General features: G+C 54.6%; 20 protein-coding genes. 7 read left to right on the forward strand and 13 right to left on the reverse strand.

Annotation, left to right across the window (positions count from 1 at the left end; all coding sequences use genetic code 11):
- Positions 1–17 precede the first annotated feature (17 nt).
- From BUE18_RS01475 to BUE18_RS01510, 8 genes are all read right to left on the reverse strand, one after another.
- Positions 18–635, reverse strand: coding sequence for a LysE family translocator (locus tag BUE18_RS01475; RefSeq protein WP_073472141.1), 618 nt, complete (start codon positions 633–635; stop codon positions 18–20).
- The gene (locus BUE18_RS01480; protein WP_073472142.1) at positions 622–969 is read right to left on the reverse strand and encodes a putative signal transducing protein; all 348 of its coding nucleotides are present in this window, start codon (positions 967–969) and stop codon (positions 622–624) included. The genes BUE18_RS01475 and BUE18_RS01480 overlap by 14 nt, the downstream gene beginning before the upstream one ends.
- Before the next feature lie 14 nt (positions 970–983).
- Positions 984–1,562 (reverse strand): transglutaminase-like domain-containing protein, encoded by a 579-nt coding sequence (locus BUE18_RS01485; protein WP_073472144.1) that lies wholly within the window; start codon positions 1,560–1,562, stop codon positions 984–986.
- Between the two features lies 1 nt (position 1,563).
- Entirely contained in the window at positions 1,564–1,899 is a 336-nt protein-coding gene (locus tag BUE18_RS01490; protein WP_073472145.1) for a hypothetical protein, read from the reverse strand.
- Positions 1,900–1,956: 57 nt separating this feature from the next.
- On the reverse strand, positions 1,957–2,220 hold the full coding sequence (locus BUE18_RS01495; RefSeq protein ID WP_073472147.1) for a Txe/YoeB family addiction module toxin: 264 nt from the start codon (positions 2,218–2,220) through the stop codon (positions 1,957–1,959).
- Complete coding sequence (locus BUE18_RS01500; RefSeq protein ID WP_012610904.1) at positions 2,217–2,459, reverse strand: type II toxin-antitoxin system Phd/YefM family antitoxin; 243 nt, start codon at positions 2,457–2,459, stop codon at positions 2,217–2,219. The genes BUE18_RS01495 and BUE18_RS01500 overlap by 4 nt, the downstream gene beginning before the upstream one ends.
- Before the next feature lie 70 nt (positions 2,460–2,529).
- Positions 2,530–3,300 (reverse strand): TetR/AcrR family transcriptional regulator, encoded by a 771-nt coding sequence (locus tag BUE18_RS01505; RefSeq protein WP_073472149.1) that lies wholly within the window; start codon positions 3,298–3,300, stop codon positions 2,530–2,532.
- A 415-nt stretch (positions 3,301–3,715) separates the two neighbouring features.
- Complete coding sequence (locus BUE18_RS01510; RefSeq protein WP_073472150.1) at positions 3,716–3,907, reverse strand: twin-arginine translocase TatA/TatE family subunit; 192 nt, start codon at positions 3,905–3,907, stop codon at positions 3,716–3,718.
- Positions 3,908–4,210: 303 nt separating this feature from the next.
- Between BUE18_RS01510 and ileS the strand changes: the two genes are divergently transcribed.
- From ileS to holA, 4 genes are read left to right on the forward strand one after another with little or no spacing between them, the layout of a single operon-like run.
- On the forward strand, positions 4,211–7,009 hold the full coding sequence (gene ileS / locus BUE18_RS01515; protein ID WP_073472152.1) for an isoleucine--tRNA ligase: 2,799 nt from the start codon (positions 4,211–4,213) through the stop codon (positions 7,007–7,009).
- A gap of 35 nt (positions 7,010–7,044) precedes the next feature.
- A complete protein-coding gene (gene lspA / locus BUE18_RS01520) occupies positions 7,045–7,545 on the forward strand; it encodes a signal peptidase II (protein WP_244549257.1) in 501 nt (166 codons plus the stop codon).
- Between the two features lie 25 nt (positions 7,546–7,570).
- Positions 7,571–8,338, forward strand: a complete 768-nt coding sequence (gene lgt, locus BUE18_RS01525; protein WP_073472155.1) for a prolipoprotein diacylglyceryl transferase — start codon at positions 7,571–7,573, stop codon at positions 8,336–8,338.
- On the forward strand, positions 8,338–9,798 hold the full coding sequence (holA, locus tag BUE18_RS01530) for a DNA polymerase III subunit delta (RefSeq protein ID WP_073472157.1): 1,461 nt from the start codon (positions 8,338–8,340) through the stop codon (positions 9,796–9,798). The genes lgt and holA overlap by 1 nt, the downstream gene beginning before the upstream one ends.
- A 200-nt stretch (positions 9,799–9,998) precedes the next feature.
- On the opposite strand, the gene BUE18_RS01535 is transcribed toward holA, so the two are convergent.
- The 4 genes from BUE18_RS01535 to BUE18_RS01550 all read right to left on the reverse strand — a co-directional run bounded on the left by BUE18_RS01535 (position 9,999) and on the right by BUE18_RS01550 (position 14,709).
- Positions 9,999–12,125 carry a tetratricopeptide repeat protein gene (locus BUE18_RS01535; protein ID WP_139264578.1) on the reverse strand — a complete coding sequence of 709 codons (2,127 nt, stop codon included), beginning with the start codon at positions 12,123–12,125 and terminating at the stop codon, positions 9,999–10,001.
- 103 nt (positions 12,126–12,228) lie between these two features.
- Entirely contained in the window at positions 12,229–13,071 is an 843-nt protein-coding gene (locus BUE18_RS01540) for a prephenate dehydrogenase/arogenate dehydrogenase family protein (RefSeq protein ID WP_139264579.1), read from the reverse strand.
- A gap of 14 nt (positions 13,072–13,085) precedes the next feature.
- Positions 13,086–14,168 carry a chorismate synthase gene (gene aroC, locus BUE18_RS01545; protein WP_073472163.1) on the reverse strand — a complete coding sequence of 361 codons (1,083 nt, stop codon included), beginning with the start codon at positions 14,166–14,168 and terminating at the stop codon, positions 13,086–13,088.
- Between the two features lie 10 nt (positions 14,169–14,178).
- A complete protein-coding gene (locus BUE18_RS01550; protein ID WP_073472164.1) occupies positions 14,179–14,709 on the reverse strand; it encodes a shikimate kinase in 531 nt (176 codons plus the stop codon).
- 660 nt (positions 14,710–15,369) lie between these two features.
- Here BUE18_RS01550 and BUE18_RS01555 point away from each other — a divergent pair.
- The 3 genes from BUE18_RS01555 to BUE18_RS01570 all read left to right on the forward strand — a co-directional run bounded on the left by BUE18_RS01555 (position 15,370) and on the right by BUE18_RS01570 (position 19,362).
- On the forward strand, positions 15,370–17,481 hold the full coding sequence (locus tag BUE18_RS01555; protein WP_073472166.1) for a polymorphic toxin-type HINT domain-containing protein: 2,112 nt from the start codon (positions 15,370–15,372) through the stop codon (positions 17,479–17,481).
- A 370-nt stretch (positions 17,482–17,851) separates the two neighbouring features.
- Complete coding sequence (locus BUE18_RS01565; protein ID WP_073472345.1) at positions 17,852–18,859, forward strand: transposase; 1,008 nt, start codon at positions 17,852–17,854, stop codon at positions 18,857–18,859.
- Between the two features lie 92 nt (positions 18,860–18,951).
- On the forward strand, positions 18,952–19,362 hold the full coding sequence (locus BUE18_RS01570; RefSeq protein ID WP_073472169.1) for a hypothetical protein: 411 nt from the start codon (positions 18,952–18,954) through the stop codon (positions 19,360–19,362).
- A gap of 93 nt (positions 19,363–19,455) precedes the next feature.
- Here the strand turns inward: BUE18_RS01570 and aroA are convergent, their stop codons facing one another.
- Positions 19,456–20,715 carry a 3-phosphoshikimate 1-carboxyvinyltransferase gene (aroA, locus tag BUE18_RS01575; protein ID WP_073472171.1) on the reverse strand — a complete coding sequence of 420 codons (1,260 nt, stop codon included), beginning with the start codon at positions 20,713–20,715 and terminating at the stop codon, positions 19,456–19,458.

A 20,715-nucleotide genomic window follows, 5' to 3' on the forward strand; every position in this document is an offset into this window, starting at 1 on the left:
AATTGTGTAAGTTGAAATTAGTCGGTAACAGCCAGTCTCACCCCGAAAAAAACGAACACCGCCCCGGCCGCCCGTTCTATGCGAGTCCTGAATCGCTGGTAGGCTTCCCGAGCCCGGTCCAGGGAGAATACCAAGGCCGCAAAAGAATACCACAATGTCGACACGGTGCATATGGTCAGCGCGCAGAGCCCTCCCAATTCCAGGGAAGCCTGGGCAGGAACCGCCGCCGCGAACAGGCTGGCCATAAAGGCCGCTGTCTTGGGGTTTAATATATTGGTGTTGAACCCAAGCCGAAAGCAGCCAAAGGACGAAAGACGCTTTTTTTCCGCCGGAGCGCCGCTGTTTTTCCTTTTGCCCCGCAACAGGTTGAAGCCCAGATAGATCAGATACAGCCCGCCGGCGATCTTAAAGGTGTAATAAAGCGCCGGAACCGTTGTGAAAATCAGTGAAACCCCAAAAAAACCAGCCAGGGCCCACAAAAGCGTGCCGAACACGATTCCTCCGACCACAAACAGGGCTGACCTGCGGTTTTGGGCCACGGCCGTGTGCACGGTAATGAAAAAATTCGGCCCCGGCGTTACGGCGGCCACGGCCCAGATTACGGCCACAGGCAGCAATACTTCAAGGCAACTCATTGTCGCTCCTTATTTTTTTGCGCGGAGGGATGAACCAGGAAAGCAGGAGAAATTCCATAATAACCCGGACCTTTTCCTTCCACGGGTATGCAGTCCTCCCCCGTTCTCCCGTTTGATGAGGTTCTATAACCAGATCCGTGATAAGGTTCCGCGCCTTTTCGTACATTTCCTCCGGGACGAGCACCGTCTTTTTGTTGTACAAATAGATGGACGGGCCGATTTCCAAAGACCCGAAATGATCGTTATGGATATAAAACGGGATGCCTTCCCCGTTAAACAGGCTTTTGATAAAGGCCGTTTCAAGCTCGCCATTCGGGCTGAACACTTTGATCATTTTTGCAGGCCTCGCTATTCCTTTATATAGGCGATGTCCGGCAGGTTGGCGGCCACGGCCTCCCATCCTGTATGTTTTTCCAGGCATTCAATCACCACGGGAGCGGGGTCGGGCCAGATCTCCCAAAAATCCATTTCGCCTTCCTCGGTCACGGGAAAGGCCAGCTTTTCCCGGGGCGGGCAAAATTGGGCGTCGCACCCCGGCCTTTGTCCCCGGGAGTCGATCCGATGCCACCCGAATTCGGGCAAGAACACCGCGTTCAGACCGTGAAGGGTGAAGCCCTTGCCGTCGTCCCGGCATAAACGTTGATAGCACAATCCGGCCGGAATGCCGTTGGCCCGGAGCAGGGCGGCCAGTAAATGACTTTTGGCGAAGCACCATCCTGTCCCGTGCTCCAAAACCTCCGAGGCCTTGACGGTCGTGACCTCCGCCTTGCAGTCCCCGCTGTGCTTGATATTATCCCGCACCCACTCAAAACAGGCCTTGGCGATTTTTACGGGATCGGAGCAATTTCCTTTAAGTTTCATCGCCTGTTCCAAAACGGCCGGATGATTCCAGTCTATGATGTTTGTCGCTCTGAGGTATTTTTTCATTTTATCCTTCGATTTCCAGTCCAGCAATTCTTCCCTTAAGAATGGAAATGCTTTTACATTGGACAAGTCGATGCCCGGCATTGGTTTCAATGCGCAGCAAATAGAACCCGTATTCATCCATAGTCAAAAGATCAGTCTGTAGAATTGTGGGGGAACCGTTAAAAGGTCCCTCATGAATTTCATAACGCTTGAGGTCTTCAAATTTAATGATACGAATTTCCCACCTTTGGCTATCCCAATCCTCCGGATAGTCCACCTCAAAAAGCAATTTTGATTCCGATGGAATTTCCAAAGCTTTGTGGATGACCGTGTCGTGCCAGCAAATCTTCTCAATCATTGTTTTCATCGTATTTAAATTGGCGGAAGATAGGATTGCTTGAGTATTTTCATTGAGTTATTCATAGTGGCTCCACATGCGGACTACTTTGACTATACGAGATTCCTCAATGACCTGATAAATCAAACGATGCTGGATGTTGATTCTGCGAGAATAGGAGCCTTTCAGATCGCCAAGGAGTTTCTCATAGGGAGGCGGCGTCTGATAAGGATTGTCGGAAAGGATGCGAAACAGCGCCTCCGCCTTGGGTTTTAATCCTGCGGCCGAAATCTTTCTGGCGTCTTTTTGGGCTTGTTTTGAAAAGACAATGCGCCATTTCACCAATCAAGCTCCTCGGAGCATTCTTCAATCGGGGTATTCATGCCTTCCAGAATGGATTCCCTCATGCCTGGAATGCTTAGTAAGTACAAAGTTTCCTGGATAGACCGCCAGTCATCTTCCGATATTAAAACCGCATTGCCCCTCTTGCCCGTAATGAGAATAGGGTCGTGGGACTCGGTCGTTTCGTCTATTAGGCGGTAAAGATTGGCCCGGGCTTCTGTGGCGGATAACGTCGGCATAATGCACCTCCTATATTTCTTATAAAAAGTACGTCATAACGTACGCCTTGTCAAGCACGAAGGATGCCTCTTATATTTCAGGTTGAATTTTCCCCCTGCCCATGGCCAGGGCCTTTTCCACGTGGGGCCGGAACATGCCTACCAGGGTTTCCTCCACCCATTCGCGGTATTCAAAGGAATGGAAGTCCATGCGCATGACCTGGGCCTGGCAAGAGGTTCCCACGTACATGAACAAGAGGCTGGTAAAGCTGTATATAAGTTGGTCCGCTTCCTTTTCCGAAATCCAGGCGGGAAATTTTTCCACAAAGGATTTGCGGACCATGCCGAAGACTTCCGGGATATAGTGGTATCCCGGGATTTCTTCAATATTGGAGGTTTGGGCCAGGTTTTGGGTGAGCACTCCCAGGGGCTCCAGGTTAGCGAAAGCCCGGGTGAGAGCCCGTCCGATAAAGACTCCCGTGATTTCCAGGGGATCGACTTTTTCCAGGCCTTCGGCCAGCCAGTCCCGGGTTTCCTTGAACTCCTCGAACATTTCCCGGGCCACCTCCCCGAATAAATCGGCCTTGGTGGGAAAGTAATAGTGGATCAGGGGATGGTCGAATCCGCCCTCCCTGGCGATCATGCGAATGCTTGCCGCATGATAGGGGTGCTTGGAAAAAACCGTGCGCGCGGCCTTGAGTATCTTCTCCCTCGCAACTTCGCCCTTTGCCGCGGCCTTGCGCTTTTTGGGTGAAAGTCCCTTGGCTGCGGAAGGCGGTTTCCCTTTCGCCCGGCCGATTTTCCTTTTAATGGAGCCTTTCCCGCCGGGGGCTGCGGCGCTATGTTCAGTTTTTTCATTCATAGGAGTTTTCTAGTAAGATAAGACGGTTATGTCAATTGAAACCTTTACCGATTGTTCAGGGTTCAGTGACGCGCCGCGTTAATTACACCCCTTGGATCGCCCATCCTTTTTTCCGCCTTACCGCGCCTAAGGCAATGCCCAAGCCCTATGACGCAAAAAAGGACGCACCAGTTTGTCCCCGTCGGCTGCGTCAAAACTTTTTTATTCCAACCACGGTTTGTTTGATGAAAAAACTATTATTTTTGCGAAAAAACGCCTGATAAACCTGTCAATGGCCGGTTTTGAAAAAACGGCGTCCAGGCTATGGCGGCGTCGCTCCTTAAGAAAGGAAAGGTTTGGCGTGCAGTCGCGGCAGGCAATGCCAGGCGCTCGTTGGAAGGGCGCCTTGGCATGGGCTGAATGGGTTGACAAGGGACTATTCTTCGATTTTTTCTTTTTCTTCCGGTTCGGCTTTTTCGTCGATCTCTTTTTTGGACGTGGCGTTCTTGAAATTGCGGATGCCTTTGCCCAGACCGGCGCCGATTTCCGGGATTTTCTTTCCTCCGAACAAGATAATCACAATGCCCAGTACGATTAAAAGTTCTGTGGAGCCGATTCCACCCATCATAACGTCCTCCTTGGAACAGCGATCCGGTTTTTATCTGTTCCTGAAAAGCGGCCAAATTAATCAGGCGGCGCCCTTGGCGCCTCCCCTGAGAATCATCTTAATACCACCGGGTTTATAGGGTGTCAATTATTTAGGGCGTTTCTTTGCTTAACGGGACTTGACACCGGGGCCTCCCTGGCATAAAAAATATGGTTCTTTGAACGAGTATTGGCAAAGCCGCGAAGGCGCGGCGGTTCAAAACCCTTCATCCAAGATATCTTGAGCGATATCTTAAGCATACATTAAAAGGTCCCGGAGGATGTGATGGACTACAAAAAAACCCTGAATTTGCCTAAGACCTCTTTTCCCATGAAGGCCAACCTTTCCCAGAAAGAGCCTGTCATGCTGGAAAACTGGGATAAGGCCGACATGTACAACTCCCTACGCAAAGAAGCTGAGGGACGTACGCGCTTTATATTGCACGACGGCCCTCCATACGCCAACGGCAATATTCACATCGGGACCGCCCTGAACAAGATTTTGAAGGACATTATCATCCGTTCCCGGAACATGGCCGGATTCGACGCCATTTACGTGCCCGGCTGGGACTGCCACGGCCTGCCCATCGAGCATAACGTGGACAAGGAGCTTGGCAAGAAAAAGGCGGACATGACCCAGGTCCAGATCCGCCAGGAATGCCGCAAGTACGCGGAACGCTTTATCGGCATCCAACGCGGGGAGTTCAAGCGTTTGGGCGTCTGGGGCGAGTGGGACAACCCCTACCTGACCATGAACTACAAGTACGAAGCGGACATCATGCGCGAATGCGGCAAGTTCGCCGACAACGGCGCCTTGTTCCGCGGCAAAAAGCCCGTGTACTGGTGCAACCGCTGCCAGACCGCCCTGGCCGAGGCCGAGGTGGAGTACGAGGACGAAAAAAGCCCGTCCATCTTCGTGAAGTTCGCCGCGGACGACGATTTCGCCCAGGCCATTCCCGAACTGGCCGGCAAAAAGGTCTTTGTGGTCATCTGGACCACCACGCCCTGGACCCTGCCCGGCAACCTGGCCATCTGCCTGCACCCGGATTTTGAATACTCCGCCGTGGAAGTGAACGGAGACGAAGTCCTGATTCTGGCGAGCGACCTGGTGGAATCCAATATGAAGGATTTCGGCATCGAGGATTACAAGGTTCTGGCGACCTTCGCCTCTTCGCTCCTGGAAAAGAAAACATGCCGCCATCCCTTTTACGACCGCGAATCCCTCATGGTCCTGGGCGCCCACGTGACCCTGGAAGCGGGCACCGGCTGCGTGCACACCGCCCCCGGCCACGGCCGCGAGGACTATGAGGTCGGCCTGGCTTACGGCCTGGAGCCGTACTCCCCGGTTAACGACAAGGGCTGTTTTGAAGACGACGTGGAATTTTTCGCCGGCCAGTTCGTGTTCAAGGCCAACGAGAACGTCATCGCCAAGCTGGAGGAGAACAACGCGCTCATCCTCTCCAAAGGATTGGAGCACTCCTATCCCCATTGCTGGCGCTGCAAGCAGTCGGTCATCTTCCGGGCCACGCCCCAATGGTTCATCTCCATGGACAAGACCGGCTTGAGAAAAGCCGCGCTTACGGAGATCGACCAGGTCAAATGGGTTCCCCACTGGGGCCGCGACCGGATTTACGGCATGATCGAAAACCGCCCGGACTGGTGCGTTTCGCGCCAGCGCTCCTGGGGCGTGCCCATCGTGGCTTTTTACTGCGCGGACTGCGGCGAGTTGCTGGTCAACATGGATGTCGTGGAAAACGTGGCCAAAAAAACCGAAGAGCAGGGCGCGGACGTATGGTTTGCGGAATCCGCCGCGGACCTGCTGCCCGAAGGAACCAAGTGCGCCAAGTGCGGAAGCTCCTCCTTTGAAAAGGAAACCGACATCCTGGACGTGTGGTTCGACTCCGGCGTCAGCCACGCAGCGGTTTTGGAGGCCCGCGACTATCTGCGCTGGCCCGCGGACATGTACCTGGAAGGCAGCGACCAGCATCGCGGCTGGTTCCACAGCTCCCTGTTGTCCGCCGTGGGCACCCGGGGCAAGGCGCCTTACAAGGCGGTCCTCACCCACGGTTTTGTGGTGGACGCCAAGGGCCGTAAAATGTCCAAGTCCGTGGGCAACGTCATCGCCCCCGGCAAGGTGATCAAATCCCATGGCGCCGAAATCCTGCGCCTGTGGGTTTCCGCCGCCGACTATCGGGACGACATCCGGATTTCCGACGAAATCCTCAAGCAATTGTCCGACGCGTACCGGCGCATCCGCAACACATGCCGGTTCATTCTGGGCAACCTGGGCGATTTCGATCCTCAAAAAGACGCCGTGGAACAGGACATGATGCTGGAAATCGACCGCTACGCCATGCACAAGCTGCAAGGGCTCATCCGCCGCTGCAGGGCCGCATACGACGAGTTCGAGTTCCACGTGATCTATCACGCGCTGCACAACTTCTGCGCCGTGGACCTTTCGGCCTTTTATCTGGACATCCTCAAGGACAGGCTGTACGTGTCCCCTCCCGGCTCCCACGCCAGGAGAAGCGCCCAGACCGTGCTGTACAAACTCATCGACGCCATTGTAAAGCTCATGGCGCCCGTTCTTTCCTTCACTGCGGAAGAGGTTTATGAGTATATGCCCCAGGTGGAAGGCAAGAAGCAAAGCGTGCACCTGGAATTGTTCCCCGAAGTGGATCCCGATTGGCAGAACGAGAAGCTGGCCGCCCAATGGGAGCTTATCCGCAAGGTTCGCGGCGAAGTGACCAAGGCCCTGGAAGAAGCCCGGGCCGCCAAGGTCGTTGGCCATCCTTTGGACGCTTCCGTAACCCTGTACGTGGACGAGGACCTGTTCAAGTCCCTGTCCCCCTACGAGCACGAGCTCAGGCGCTTGTTTATCGTGTCTGAAGTCGTCCTGACCACGGATGCGGCGCCCGAAGACGCCTTCAAGAGCGAAACCCTGGCCCTTGCCGTGGGCGCCAAGGCCGCGCCCGGCGAAAAATGCCAGCGCTGTTGGGTTTACGACACCACCGTGGGAGACGACGCCGAACAGCCCACGGTGTGTCTGAGATGCCGTGACGCCCTGGCTCAAATGGAATCATAAGCCGGGACCAGCGAACGCGAATGGAAAACATGGCCTTGAAAAAATGGCTGCGGTTCATCGCCGTGGTCCTGCCTATTGTGATTGCGGATCAGGCCGTCAAAATGGCGGTCCTGGTCCGCATTCAATACGCCGACAGCGTGGAGATGATCCCGGGCTTCTTCTACCTGACCCACTTGTACAACACGGGCGGGGCCTTCGGCCTGGGAGCGGACGCGGCCTCGTGGGTTCGCATCCTGCTTTTTCTGGGCGTATCCAGCATCGCCGCAATCATCGTGCTTGTGCTCTACAAGAAGACGCCTTATGAAAGCCGATGGTTTTCCCTGGCTTTGTGCTGCATTTTCGCCGGGGCTATGGGCAACCTCATAGACCGGCTTTTCAGGGACGGCAAGGTGGTGGACTTTCTGGAGTTTTACATTCCGGCGGTCCCCATGAACCTGTTCAATCCCTGGCCTCCGTTCAACATAGCCGATATGGCCATTTCCATTGGGGTGGCCGTGCTTATGCTGTATTTTCTCACGGGCAAGGACCCTTTGTGATTCCCGCCCGGCTTGGGAGCCGTTCATGCATCCTGTTCTGATCCAAATCGGACCGCTTACGCTTCACTCCTATGGATTCATGATCGCCGTGGGTTTTCTGCTGGGCATGTTTCTGGCCTCCAGAGAAGCCCGGCTGCAAAATGAATATCCCGAACGCATCATGGACCTGTGCTTTTATCTGGTCCTGGTCGGCGCCCTGGCTTCCCGGGTTCCTTACGTCATATTCAATTGGCATGAGTTCGCCGGCAATCCTGTGGACATCATAAAAATCTGGAAGGGCGGCCTGGTTTTTTACGGCGGGTTCATAGGCGCTCTGGGCGTGTTCGCCTTTTTTGTCAAAAAGTACTCCATGGACGCCTGGAAGACCATCGACATCCTGGCGCCTTCCGTAGCGTTGGGACACGCCTTCGGCCGTATTGGCTGTTTTTGCGCCGGATGCTGCTACGGCAGGCCCACGGACCTGCCCTGGGCCGTGACCTTCACCAACCAGCAATGCCTGGCGCCTTTGAACATTCCCTTGCATCCCACGCAACTGTATTCTTCCCTGGGCTTGTTCTGCATCTTCGCGCTATTGTTTTTCATCGTCAGGCCGCGCAAAACCTTCCATGGCCAGGTTTTTTGGACGTATATCCTGGTTTACGCAATTTTCAGGTTCTGCATTGAGTTTCTGCGCGGGGATGACCGGGGGGCTTATTTTTTGGGGCTGCTTTCGCCGTCTCAGACTGCGGCGGTCGTCCTGGTCGTCCTGGCCGTCGTCTTTTTGCTGAAACTCCGTAAACGGAAGATCGCCTGATGGAGATCAACCACGCCAATTTGAATTCCGTTCTAAAGCCAAAAGACGGCTTTGCCCCGGCCTACCTGATTTACGGGGACGAAATGCTGTACAAGGAGGCCTTCGCCAAACTCCTGGACGCCATGGTCCCCAAGGAGCAGCAGGGGCTTAACTACGATCCCCTGGACGGCAGGGACGCCCCGGCCTCGTCCGTCGCCGCCAGCCTCCAGACCTATCCCATGTTTCCGGGAACCAAGGTCACAGCCTGGCTGGACTCCAAAGTGTTTTACTCCCAAAAGCAAACCATCGCCCTGTTGGAAAAGGCGGAGGACGCTTTCAAGAATAAAGGCGTGGCGCGGGCCGCACGCTTTGTCCTGGATTATTTGAGCATCAGAAAGATCAGCCTGGAAGACCTTAACCGGGCCGACCCCGTAGCCAGCCTGAACCTGCCCGAGGATCACAAGGGCCTGGCCGGAGACTGGCTGGAGGAATCCCTGGCCCATTGCATCGACGAGGGCAAAAAGGTCCCCGTCTACCTGGACGAAGGCGAAATGATCGTCCAGGTTCTGGAGCAGGGATGCGGGGATAACCACCTGATCATCACGGCCGACCTGGCCGACAAACGCAAAAAGCTTTTCAAGTACATCAAGGACCACGGCGTGGTGGTGGACTGCTCCGTGCCCAAGGGCAACGTCCAGGCGGATAAGCAGGCCCAGGCTCAGGCCCTGACCGTGCAGATGAACAAGGTGCTGGACGCCCGCGGCAAATCCATGGAGCCCCGGGCTTTTTCCATGATCCAGGAACGCATCGGCGCGGATTTGCGCACCTTCACCAATACCCTGGAAAAGCTGGCCTCCTACGTGGGCGACCGGCCCGTTATCACGGCAAGGGACGTGGAAGCCGTGGTCTCCCGCACCAAGGAAGACCCCATCTTCGCGTTCACCAACGCCCTGGCTTCCAAAAACGCCCAGGAATCCCTGGCCTTGCTGGATCGACTCCTTGCCGGGGATTTTCATCCCCTGGCCGTAGCCGCGGCAAGCGCCAACCACTTGCGCCGGTTTTTGGCCATCAAAACCTTTTTGGCCGGCCCCTTTGGAAACCGCTGGAACAAGGGCATGAATTTCAATGCCTTTAAAAGCACGGTTATGCCGGCGATCTCTGATCACGACGCCCGCACCCAGGCGGTTTTGGACGCGTGGGATGATCAATTAAAGGTGGAGGAAAAGGAAGAACCGGGCAAGAAACCCAGGAAAACCAGGAAAGCCGCCAAAAAACTCACCACAGACCTGTTTGTGGCCCCCCCAGGCCGTAATGCCTATCCCATCTATTTGGCGTTCAAGGAATCGGAAAACTTCACCATGGACGAATTGACAAACGCCATGGATCTCCTGATCCAGGCGGACCGGGACATCAAACGCTATCCCCCGCATTACGACAAAATGATCATGGAAAAGGTCATCCTGGGCATTTGCGCCCGCTGATTCATTTTAGCGGATGGGCGGCTCGCGGGCGCTTGGCTGGTTTTTTTGTTGGGTTTCGCGGGGCTCTACCCTACGTCGCAACAAGAAAAGCCGTAGGGTGGTTCTGCTATGGTAAAATATCTAAAATCCAATATGTTACAACTATGTAGGCAATCCTCGAAGCCGCCGAAGCTGTGCAGGTTCACCCAACAAAATTTGGTCTAACGAAAACCATCCCAGACAAATTTGTTTTCATACGGCGTGAGAAACGCAGCCAATTGCTCACGCCCTCCCGAAAATGACCCAATGCACTCGCCTAATTCAAATCCTTCCGCCGGAGCAGGGCGGGCTTGGGAGCGCGAAAGCAATAATCCTACTTTTCCGGAATCCTGCTTCATTATAAAATAAAGCCGCCAAACAGGCGCAGCGTCTTTGGCATTCTCTTGCTGAAATGATTTTAAAGCCCTGCCAAGGCGCTTGGCGCTCCTTATTTTGTCCCCTTGCTCCAAATACACCATCCCCAACCCCAGGTTGGCCCTGGCTGTTTGCTGTTTGGAACTCAAGGCTCGCTGGAAGTATTTCTCCGCCCGGGTCCAATCTTTTTCCGAAAAGGATGCCTCGCCTAATGTTACGATGGCTTCTGAGTCATTGGGATCGTATTGCAGTATTTCCTCACAGATCGCCCTGGCCTGATGCGCCATGCCCTGTGCTATGAGCAAACCGCCCAGGTTCTTGTATTTGGCGGCCATTTCCCGGCTGGCGCGAGCAATCTCTTTGGTTTTGTGGCGGGCCTGTTCCTCCATGCCCATCGCCTTCATGGCGGCGATCAGGTTGGCGCCGTCCTCCGCATACAGCTTTTCGGCGAACCGGGCCATCTCGTAATGCCGCATGGCATGGTAGATGTCGCCCTTTTGCTCACTGCTTTTAGCCCTTGCAATCCTTCTGGCGTGAAAATCCTTATACAGCGCCAGGGTTTTACCCAGGGCGGGGACCGCCTCGGCGTATCGTTGCGAGTAAAACAAGGTTTCCGCCCAATGGCGCATGGGACGCAGGAGGTTGGGCGACTTGACCGCGCAATCCTTCCTCAAGGCCTTGGCGTCCGCCCAGACGTGGTTTCGTTGCCAGGTCCAGAAACTGAAAACCGCGGCAAGGCAGCACAGCATGGCGACCGCCCGTTTGTTACTCAAATAGGTGAAGGAGAGAAAGCTGACGAGCAGGCAGGCGAACAGGGACGGCAAATACAACCTGTGTTCGGTCATGAGATGCAGAGGCAGGACGGAAGACTCGATAGCCAGGGTTCCGAGAATCCACAATATGCAAAACGCGGCGATGCGCCGTTTTTTGGCGTTTAAGACAGCCCAGATAATGCAAGAGGCGATTACAGCCATGAACAATAAGGTCCAAGGCGGGGCCAGCAGGGAGTTGGAAAGGGGAATGTCGTGATCCGCATTCAGGCGCGAGGGATGAGGAAACATAAACAAGGACAATAAAGTCAGCACCGCCCGGGGCTGGGTGAAGAGCCTTTGGGCCGGCGTGAAGTCCATGACCACGAATCGCTCCGTCAGCCAATTCATGGGGGCGAAATCCATAACCGCAAGCGCTGAAAAAACTCCCAGCAGAGCCATGCCCGCCATAAGCGCCAGGCTTCGAATCAGGCTTTTCCGGCTCATGTCCTGTATGAAAAAGCAGTCGTACAGCACAATCAAAAAGGGCAGGGCGGCCATGTTCTCCCTGGACCCGATGGTGAACACGAACAGGACTCCGGCAGCGGCCCAAAGCGCAATCCTCTTTCCACCCGAAGAAGCCAGGCGCGCCTTTACGTAAAAAAGCATGCATAAAAGGGCTGTCAGGGCGGGCAGAATGCACTTGCGTTTGACGATGTAGGATACCGCCTGGGTTTGCACGGGCTGAACCAGAAAAATCAAGGCTGCAAAAAAGGCGATCAGCGCGGCTTTGTGTGCGTCCAGCCCTGCGCCCGGCAATTGAAGCGTCGTCTTAAGCAGCAAAAAGAGGAAAAACGCGGCAAAAATATGGATGACGACATTTGTAAATCGGAACCAAAAAGGATTGGGGCCGTGGACGTAATAGCTCAGGGCCAGGGAAAGCTCGGAAAATGGATGGGTGGAATTGGCCTTGACTAATTGAATGACCGAATGCAGGGAAGGGGTGAATGCTTTCAGGTTCGGGTTGGACGCAACCATGGGAAGGTCGGCCTGCACAAAGGGGCCGGGCAGGGCGCTGGAATAGCATAGCAATGCGACGGCGGCGAAAAACAGAAGCACCGCCCAGGATCGCCGTCCCGGCTGCTCCGGAAAACCTGCTAAAGTTTTGGCGGATGATTCACTCATCAGGTTGACGACGGCCGCTTGCGCCCCCAAGGCCGCGGGGAGGATTTTACAGGCGCGCGTCCGTCCGGATGTCCTTCGCTAATAGTAATTGTCCGGTCCGTCTTTACACCGCCCGTTCCTTGAATTTGGCCAAGGTCTCCAGGCAGGCGTCGCTTTCGATCATGCCCTGCTCCGGGAAGGTTCCCAAAAACGCGTCAATGGCCGCCATGATTTCCGGGTCATGGCAGATATTATTTTTCACCTCATCGGCGGAGGAGAGAAACTGGTCCAAGACCTCGGACGCCATGGGATTTTTGCAGATGAGGTTCCGGTAAAGCTCCGTGTCCTGGGCGAACATGCGGCCCAAAAGCCCCAGTTTCAAACGGAATATGGGCGTGGCGTACGGCCGGATTTCCTTGGGATCCACCCCCAACTGCAACAGGGTTTTGCCGAAGGAAATGGTCATGAAATGGGTCAGGGCCTGGACGACCGCCATGTTGCGGTCGTGGGTGTCGCCGTCCGTGATGGTCACCACGGCGCCTTTGGCTTCCAACTGGCTTTCCAGCCAGGGGAGCCAGGGGCCTTCGCCCATGGGGCAGACGATGACGTTTTGGCCGGCCATGCCCGCCGTGCTGGGGCCGAACAGGGGATGGGTTCCGATGACCTGGGCCTGGGTGGACTCCTTCATGGCCTGGTTGATGTCGTGCTTCATGGAGCACATGTCCATGAGGAGTTGGTCTTTGTTCATGAGGGGGCCGACTTGATGGGCCATGTCAATGGAGGCGTCCAGGGGAAGGCTGATGATAACCACGCGGCATTGTTGGGCCAGGTCCCTCCAGGTTAACTCGGTTTTTCTTCCCGAAACCAGGACCGTATGGCCCAGGCTTTCAAAATACTCTTTGAACCACTGGCCCATCTGGCCTGTGCCTCCAATAATGCCTATGGTCGTAAACCCCGGTATTTCCACATCCACCTCTTAAATCAATCTGCTTTTTTTGCAAACAACTCCAAAGCCCTTACCTGGGCCTGTCTCAATACGAAGTCGGCCAATACCAGATTCAGCATAGCCTCGCATACCACGTTCACCCTGGGGATGGCGGAGATGTCGTGCCGGCCTCCAACCTGGATGGTATCCTCCTTGCCGTCCACATCAATGGTTTGCTGGGGAACGCTGATGGACGGAATGGGCTTGACCGCCACCCGAACTACAATATCCTGGCCGCTGGAAACGCCGGCCAGGGTTCCGCCCGCGTTATTTGTTTCAAAGCCGTCTTCCCAAATCGGATCGTTATTGACCGAGCCGGTCAGCCTCGCCGCTTCAAAGCCCGCGCCTATTTCCACGCCCTTGACCGCACCGATGCTCATCATAGCCTTGGCGATCTGCGCGTCAATCTTGTCAAACACAGGCTCCCCAAGCCCGGCCGGAACGCCTGCGGCCTGCACCTGCACCACGCCGCCCAGGGAGTCTCCGTCCTTGCGCACGTCGTTCACCCGGGCTTCCATTTTTTCCGCCGCTTCCATGTCCGGGCAGGCGAAAGGATTCTTGGCGACGGCTTCCGGGTCAATGGTTTTCGCCTTTACGCTGCCAAGCTCCAGGGTGTAAGCAAAGGTCTTGATCCCCACTTGCTCCAAAAGCAGCCCGGCCACGGCGCCTGCGGCCACCCTGCCTGCGGTCTCCCGCGCGGAAGCCCGTCCGCCGCCCTTGTAATCCCGGATGCCGTATTTTTTCTGATACGAAAGATCTCCGTGCCCCGGCCGGAACAGGTTTTTAAACCGATCGTACGAGGACGACTTGGCGTCCTTGTTCTTGATCATGAGGCTGATGGGCGTGCCTGTGGTGAGTCCTTCAAACACGCCGGAAAGAATATGCACAAGGTCTTCTTCCTTCCGGGTGGTGCTGGCCGCGGAAGCGCCCGGCTTGCGCCGGTCCATCATGACCTGGACGGCTTCCTCGGTCAGGGGAATTCCCGGAGGGCAGCCGTCCACAACCGCTCCAATGGCGGGTCCGTGAGATTCTCCCCAGGTGGTGACGCGAAAGGCTTTTCCAAAAGTGTTACCTGACATTGTTACATCCTTAGTCTGAGTCCCGGCCGGCGGCCAAATCCAGAATCCTGCGGCAAATTTCGTCCACGCCGATCCCTTCCGTGGAGACCGTCAGCATGGCCGCCTTTTTATACAATGGCATGCGTTGTTCAAGCACGGTGTTGATTTCGTCCAGGACGCCTTGATCCGTTAGGGCGGGACGTTGAGTCTCCGTCTTATCATCACCGGCAAGGCGATTGCAAATAACTTTCGGGTCCGCGGTCAGCCAGACCACCAAACCGCTGCCTTGCATGGCCTGTACATTGCCGGAATCCAGAATGGCGCCGCCTCCGGGCGCAATGATATGCCGCTCCATGCCGGACAGCCGTTTCAGGATCTCCTTTTCCAGCCTGCGGAACTCCTCCCAGCCCCCGGCCTCCACGATTTCCGCAATGGTGCGGCCTTGCTCCCGCTCCAGCATTTCGTCCGCGTCCACAAAGGGGCGGTCCATGGCTGCGGACAGCGCCTTGCCCACAGTGGTCTTGCCTGTGGCCCGGTATCCTATAAGATAGATGTTTTTCATAATATCATTTTTAAGGAGTTAGTTTTTAATTGGCTAAGGTGCGAAGGCGAGCTTTGAAAGGTCCGATTTTGTTGGGTTTCGCATGCTCAACCCAACCTGCGCCGCGTAAAAGTAGGTTCTAGGCCGGGCTACCAAGTCCGGCTTTGCGCTTTTCATGGGCGAAATCGCTTGTGGACTTCAAACCCGGCATTAACCTTGGTTCAAGCGATGTCATTTTTCCGCCGGCCCAGGGTTTCCACATTCCTTCCAGGCCGCGCCTCATGCCGCTTTACGACTCTGGCTGGGCGCCGCTCCGCCAGGGCCGCCCCAAAAAAAGCAAGAATGCCTCCAATTGCCGCCGTCTCGTTCCCATGCTGTCAGCCCGCGTCGCGCAGCAGCTTTTTTGCGGCGCGGCTGTCGCGCGGGAATGCATAGGGGAGCTGCAAACCTTCTCAAACGCCAAACCTGGATTTGACCCCATTTCCCTTCAAACTTTCTCAAACGTCAAACGTAGATTTGACCCCATTTCCCTTGCGGGACGACCCGCTGAATCTAATGCACATGGCTGGATGAGTCAAATACTTTGTCCCGAATGCCCAGGAGCGAGAGCAAACATGCCTTTATACCTATGACAATCTGCATCGCCTGACTTCCGAGACAGGCTCGGGCGGTACGGACAACATGGCTCTCACTTACGACGCCATGGGCAATATTCTGACCAAGTCCGTAGGCTCCGACGTGTTAACCTACGCCTACGAAATGAACGGCTCTGTGCAAACCCAACGGCTCAGTTCAGTTGCCTACGGAAGCAATCCCGCCAAATCTTTCGTCCATGACGCCAACGGCAACATGACGCAAGGTTGGGATTTTTCCGATCCTGCAAATCCCGTTCAACGCACCATTCAATACAATGCCGACGACAAACCCATTTCCATCACCATGGGATTGGACACAACCCTATTCACCTATGACGCCAACGGAGACCGGGCAATCAAGGAAATCGCAGGCGGCGACATTACCTATTACGTATCCGGAGGGTATGAGGTCACCAACGGCGTCCCGGTAAAATATATTTCCGGCGGCGGGCTAAGCATCGCCAAAATCGAAAATGGGGTAACTACCTATCAGCACTCGGATCACCTGGGAAGCTCCACCGTCGTCACCAATGAATCCGGCCAGGAAATCGAGAAATCCGACTATCGGCCTTTTGGGGAAGAACGGAACCATTGGGGCGTCACCAATGACAAGCACCGCTATACCGGCCAGGAGAAAGACTTTTCCACGGGCCTGTATAACTATAACGCCAGGCTGTACGATCCCATTTTAGGAAGGTTTACTTCCGCGGATATATTCGTTCCCGACCCATTGGACCCTCAAAGCTATAACCGGTTCGCGTATTGCCGGAACAACCCTTTATCCTATACCGACCCAAGCGGCCATTTTGTTGTGGAAATGATTGTCGGCGCCGTTATAGGCGCCTTGATTGGCGGCGCGACGGAGGCAATACTTGGAGGGGACATCCTCCAGGGCATGGCGACCGGCGCCATATCGGGGGCCATATTCTTCGGGGTCGGACAGCTGGGCCTAACCGGAATTGAGCAGATAACGGCCCACGCCTTGGGAGGGGCGCTATCCGGGGGGATAAGCAGCGCCATATCAGGCGGGGATATCGGCCTGGGCATGCTGACCGGCGCCATTGCCGCCGGGGTGGGGCAGTATGCAGGGAGCTCCGGACTTATCCACGATGACTTCTGCAGCCAGCTAATCGGAAGAAGCGTTGTCGGCGCCGTGACCGGCGGTGTTGCGTCCACCATTTGCGGCCAGGATTTCTTTGACGGCTTTATGCAGGGCGCCAAAACCGCGGCCATTGGTTTTTTATGCAATCATATGTTGCACGAAGCAGGCAGGTTTGTCGGCGCCTCGCAGGGTGAAGCAGCTACTCAATGGTATGCTGAAAAATATAATGAAACCGGCAATCCGATATACCTTGTCGGGGGAACCGTAGCAGCCCTCTGGACTCCGGAAACCTATGCAGACACCGCCATGACTTTGTTTGGAGGCAAGGCGATAGGCTGGGCCGGGAAGGTTTTGGGCAGGTGGCGTAACGCAGGGCAAGCGGCCAAGATGGCCAAAGGAACCATTCCCGGCTGTTTTGTTAAAGGCGTACCTGTTGAAACAGCAGTCGGCTTGGTCGCTATTGAAAACATTCAGGTAGGCGATTTTGTGCTTGCACGGGATGAAGTAACCGGGGAGTTTGCTTATAAGGAGGTTCTGGCGACCTTCATCAGAGGGAAGCAACCGGTTATTGACTTGAAATTCGAAGATGAGCAGGGACGGGAAGAGATCATCACCGCCACGGTGGAACATCCCTTTTGGGTGAAAGGACAGAGATGGGTAGGGGCCTCAGACCTTGTTCCAGAGGATCAAATCTTTACTTCCCAAAACCAATGGCTTACACTGATATCAGCTACCCTAACGCCTGAACTGGAAACGGTCTATAACTTTGAAGTGGATCAAACCCACAATTACTTTGTGGGCCAGTCCGGCGCCTGGGTGCATAATAACTGTGGTAATGGAAAAAAGATAACCCATAAAATTATTAAAAGGGCTTCCAAGGGGGCTGATGGTGGTGAATCGGTGCATATAATTGAACAGGCAGGGGGAGAAACTATCTCAGTTACCCATCGCGTAACAAAGGCTGGACAAGTTGTTCATCAGCATCAAACTCATATTGGGAAATACGGAAGCTCAAGGGTTTTTCCTGAGTCATGGATAACCAATAAGACAATGTGAGGTCGACAATGAGTGGTGGTTATTTTGAATATGTCAATGAGGCACTAAGATTGACCAAGGCGATACTATCAGATTATTCTATGAGCTGGTCTGAACTTTTACTTGATGTTCAGATTAATTTTCGTGATCCTGAAATTCAGATATATTTCTTCAAGGAGAGTTCTATTGAGGATGTGATAGAATTCGATATTGGGTCATGTGAAAATCCTGATCGGTCATTGCAGGAAATTTCGACATATTTAAGAGAGACCATTTCAGATGTCATTTTTCGTCTTTCGAAGACCACATAGTATTTTTGTAGTTTTTGGGGACGTCCCTTAATAAGTTAGTAACTTGACAACCAAAGCATAGTGAGGTAGGGTTGGGCATCATGCCTCGCAAATCCCGAATAGACGCTCCCGGCTTGTTGCATCATGTCATGATCCGGGGTATTGAGCGTAAGCCCATTTTCTTGGACGACCAGGATCGGAACGCCCTTGTGGATCGTCTTGCATTGGTTTTGCCTGAAACCCAGACCGCCTGCTACGCCTGGGTTTTCATGGATAATCACGCCCATTTTCTGTTCCGCAGCCCGCCTGCCGGAATCTCTCATGTCATGCGGCGCCTCATGACGGGGTACGCCGGATATTTCAACCGCAGGCATTTTCGTCACGGCCCCCTGTTTCAAAATCGTTTCAAGTCCGTGCTCTGCCAGGAAAACGCCTATTTCAAGGAGTTGGTGCGGTATATCCATCTTAATCCCTTGCGAGCCGGGGCGGTTGATGATTTAAAAAGCCTCGCCGCCCTTCCGTATTGCGGGCATGGCGGGCTTTTGGGGAAAAATCTTCGCCCCTGGCATGATGCGGATTTCGTCCTGTCCGGGTTTGGCGACTCTGTGCGAGCTTCCCGCAAGCGCTACATTGATTTCATGAAAGCCGGGCTGAACATGGGCAGACGGGACGACCTGACCGGCGGAGGACTTGTACGGAGCCTGGGAGGTTGGGAGGCGGTTAGAGCGGCGTTTCCCTCCAAGGAATCCCGCCAGAAAAGCGATCAGCGGATTTTGGGGGATGGGGATTTTGTGCAGTCGATCCTGAACCAGGCCAAGGAAAACCTTTCCGGCAAATACCTTTTGGCTGCCAAAGGCATCGACAAGAAAACCGCGTTGGAAAAGGCCTCGGCCCTTTTTGGCGTCGCGCCGGAGTGGGTTCTCGCCAAATCGCGGCAGCGGCCCCTGGCTGACGCCCGAAGTCTTTATTGCTATTGGGCGGCGAAAAAGTTGGGGGTGTCCCAGGCAGAACTTGCCTGTGAGCTGAGTATGACCAGTGGAGGGGTAACCCATGCCGTGAATCGCGGCCGGAGAATAGCCATGGAAAACAAGTATATATTGGATGGTTAAATCTCTGGCAAATATTCTCCAAACTCTAAGTTAGTACTTTATTAAGGGACGTCCCCAAGAATCCGGAAGAGATAAAAAGTAAAAGGGCGGTATTGATAGATATTGGTGAGTCGATAATAAATGAGCCGCTTGTTCGCCAAATCAACGAGGATGAGTCTTGGCCAAAAAACATCTACGAGTATTTAAAAGAGATGCAGCCTGATCGTAGCGATAGATATGAGATTTACTTCGAATTAATGCGAAAAAATATTGTTGATAACAATCTATTTAGCTCCTTTAAAGGTATTATGGAGCAATTTGGCTGTCGAATAACTTTACAAGAGTATTTTATCGATGGGCTTTTTTTAAGTGAAAGTCAAAATATATCCAAGCAATATTTAATAATAAAGGGAGTTTTTACGAAAGAAGAAGCAAAGAAAGATTTCTATCCGGCGTTTAAAAGCGGCATATCCTTTGATCTACACTGCGCTGACGACTCCCAAGAATCGACGATCCAGGAATAGGGGCCCTTCAGGCCGCGCCGTCGTCTCGTGGGAATGCATACGGGACTTGCAAACTTTCTCAAACGTCAAACGTAGATTTGACCCCATTTGCTTTTAATACAATTTTTCCCATTCCTCCCAAAAATTGGGAAAGGATTTATCCACGCAGGACGGATTGTTGATGACTACCCCCGGGGTTAAAAGCCCGGCCACGGCAAAGCTCATGGCAATGCGGTGATCGTCGTAGGTGTCGATGACCGCGCCTTCTGGCTTGCCGCCCATGATGGTCATGCTGTCGTCCGTGCACGAGGCCTGGACGCCCATTTTTTTAAGCTCCGTGACGACGGCGGTAATCCTATCGCTTTCCTTGGCTTTTAAATGCCCCACGTTTTCGATGCGGGTTTCCCCCTTGGCGAATGCCGCCACAACGGCCAGGGTAGGGGCCACGTCCGGCATATTGCCCATGTCCACGGTGATTCCCTTGAGGTCGCGGCCGGCGACTGCCAGGCCTTCCTGGGTTTCGTCCAGGCGGCATCCCATGGATTTCAGGATGTAGGCGAACCGGCTGTCCCCCTGACACGAGGCGGAATGGGTTCCGGCCACTCTGATCGTGGCGCCGGTAATGGCCGCCGCTCCCCAGAAATAGCTGGCGCCCGAGGCGTCGGCCTCCACCATGTATTCCCCCGCCTGATATTGGGATTGGCCGGGCACGGAAAACCAGGTGTGGCCGTCCCGTTTAATTTCCACGCCCATGGCTTTCATGACCGATACGGTCATGTCAATATAGGGTTTGGAAACCGGACCTTCCGTGACCGCGATTTCCATGCCGTCCTGGGTGTAAGGCGCAATAAGCAGCAGGGCTGAGAGATATTGGCTGGACACGCCGCAATTGATGGAAACCTTTCCCCCCTTGACGGCTGTGCCCTGGATTTTGATGGGAGGGCAGCCGTTCGTGGTCTCCACCGGAACGCCAAGCTGCTCCAGGGCCTGGGCCAGGTCCAGGATGGGCCGCTGCTGCATGCGTTCCGTCCCTGTCAGGGTGTAAGTTCCCACGCCCATGGCCGCCACGGCGCACATGAGGCGCAGGGTGGTGCCGGAATTGCCAAGATGGATGGGGTCTTCATACCTGCCCAGGCTGCCGCCGAGACCGTTCACCCAAAATCCGCCCCCCTCGTTCCGTACGCTGACGCCCATTTTGTTCAGGGCGTTCATGGTCAGGAGGGTGTCTTCGCTTACCAGGCCGTTTTTCACCTGGGAAAGGCCGTCCGCAAGGGCCGCGCATATCAGCATGCGATGGGTGTAGCTTTTGGACCCCGGAACCGTGACTGTCAAGTCGGTCTTGCCCATGGGCCGGATTGTGATTTGAGACTCCAT

Origin of the sequence: Desulfatibacillum alkenivorans DSM 16219, assembly GCF_900142135.1 — a bacterium.
GTDB classification, from domain to species: Bacteria; Desulfobacterota; Desulfobacteria; order Desulfobacterales; family Desulfatibacillaceae; genus Desulfatibacillum; species Desulfatibacillum alkenivorans.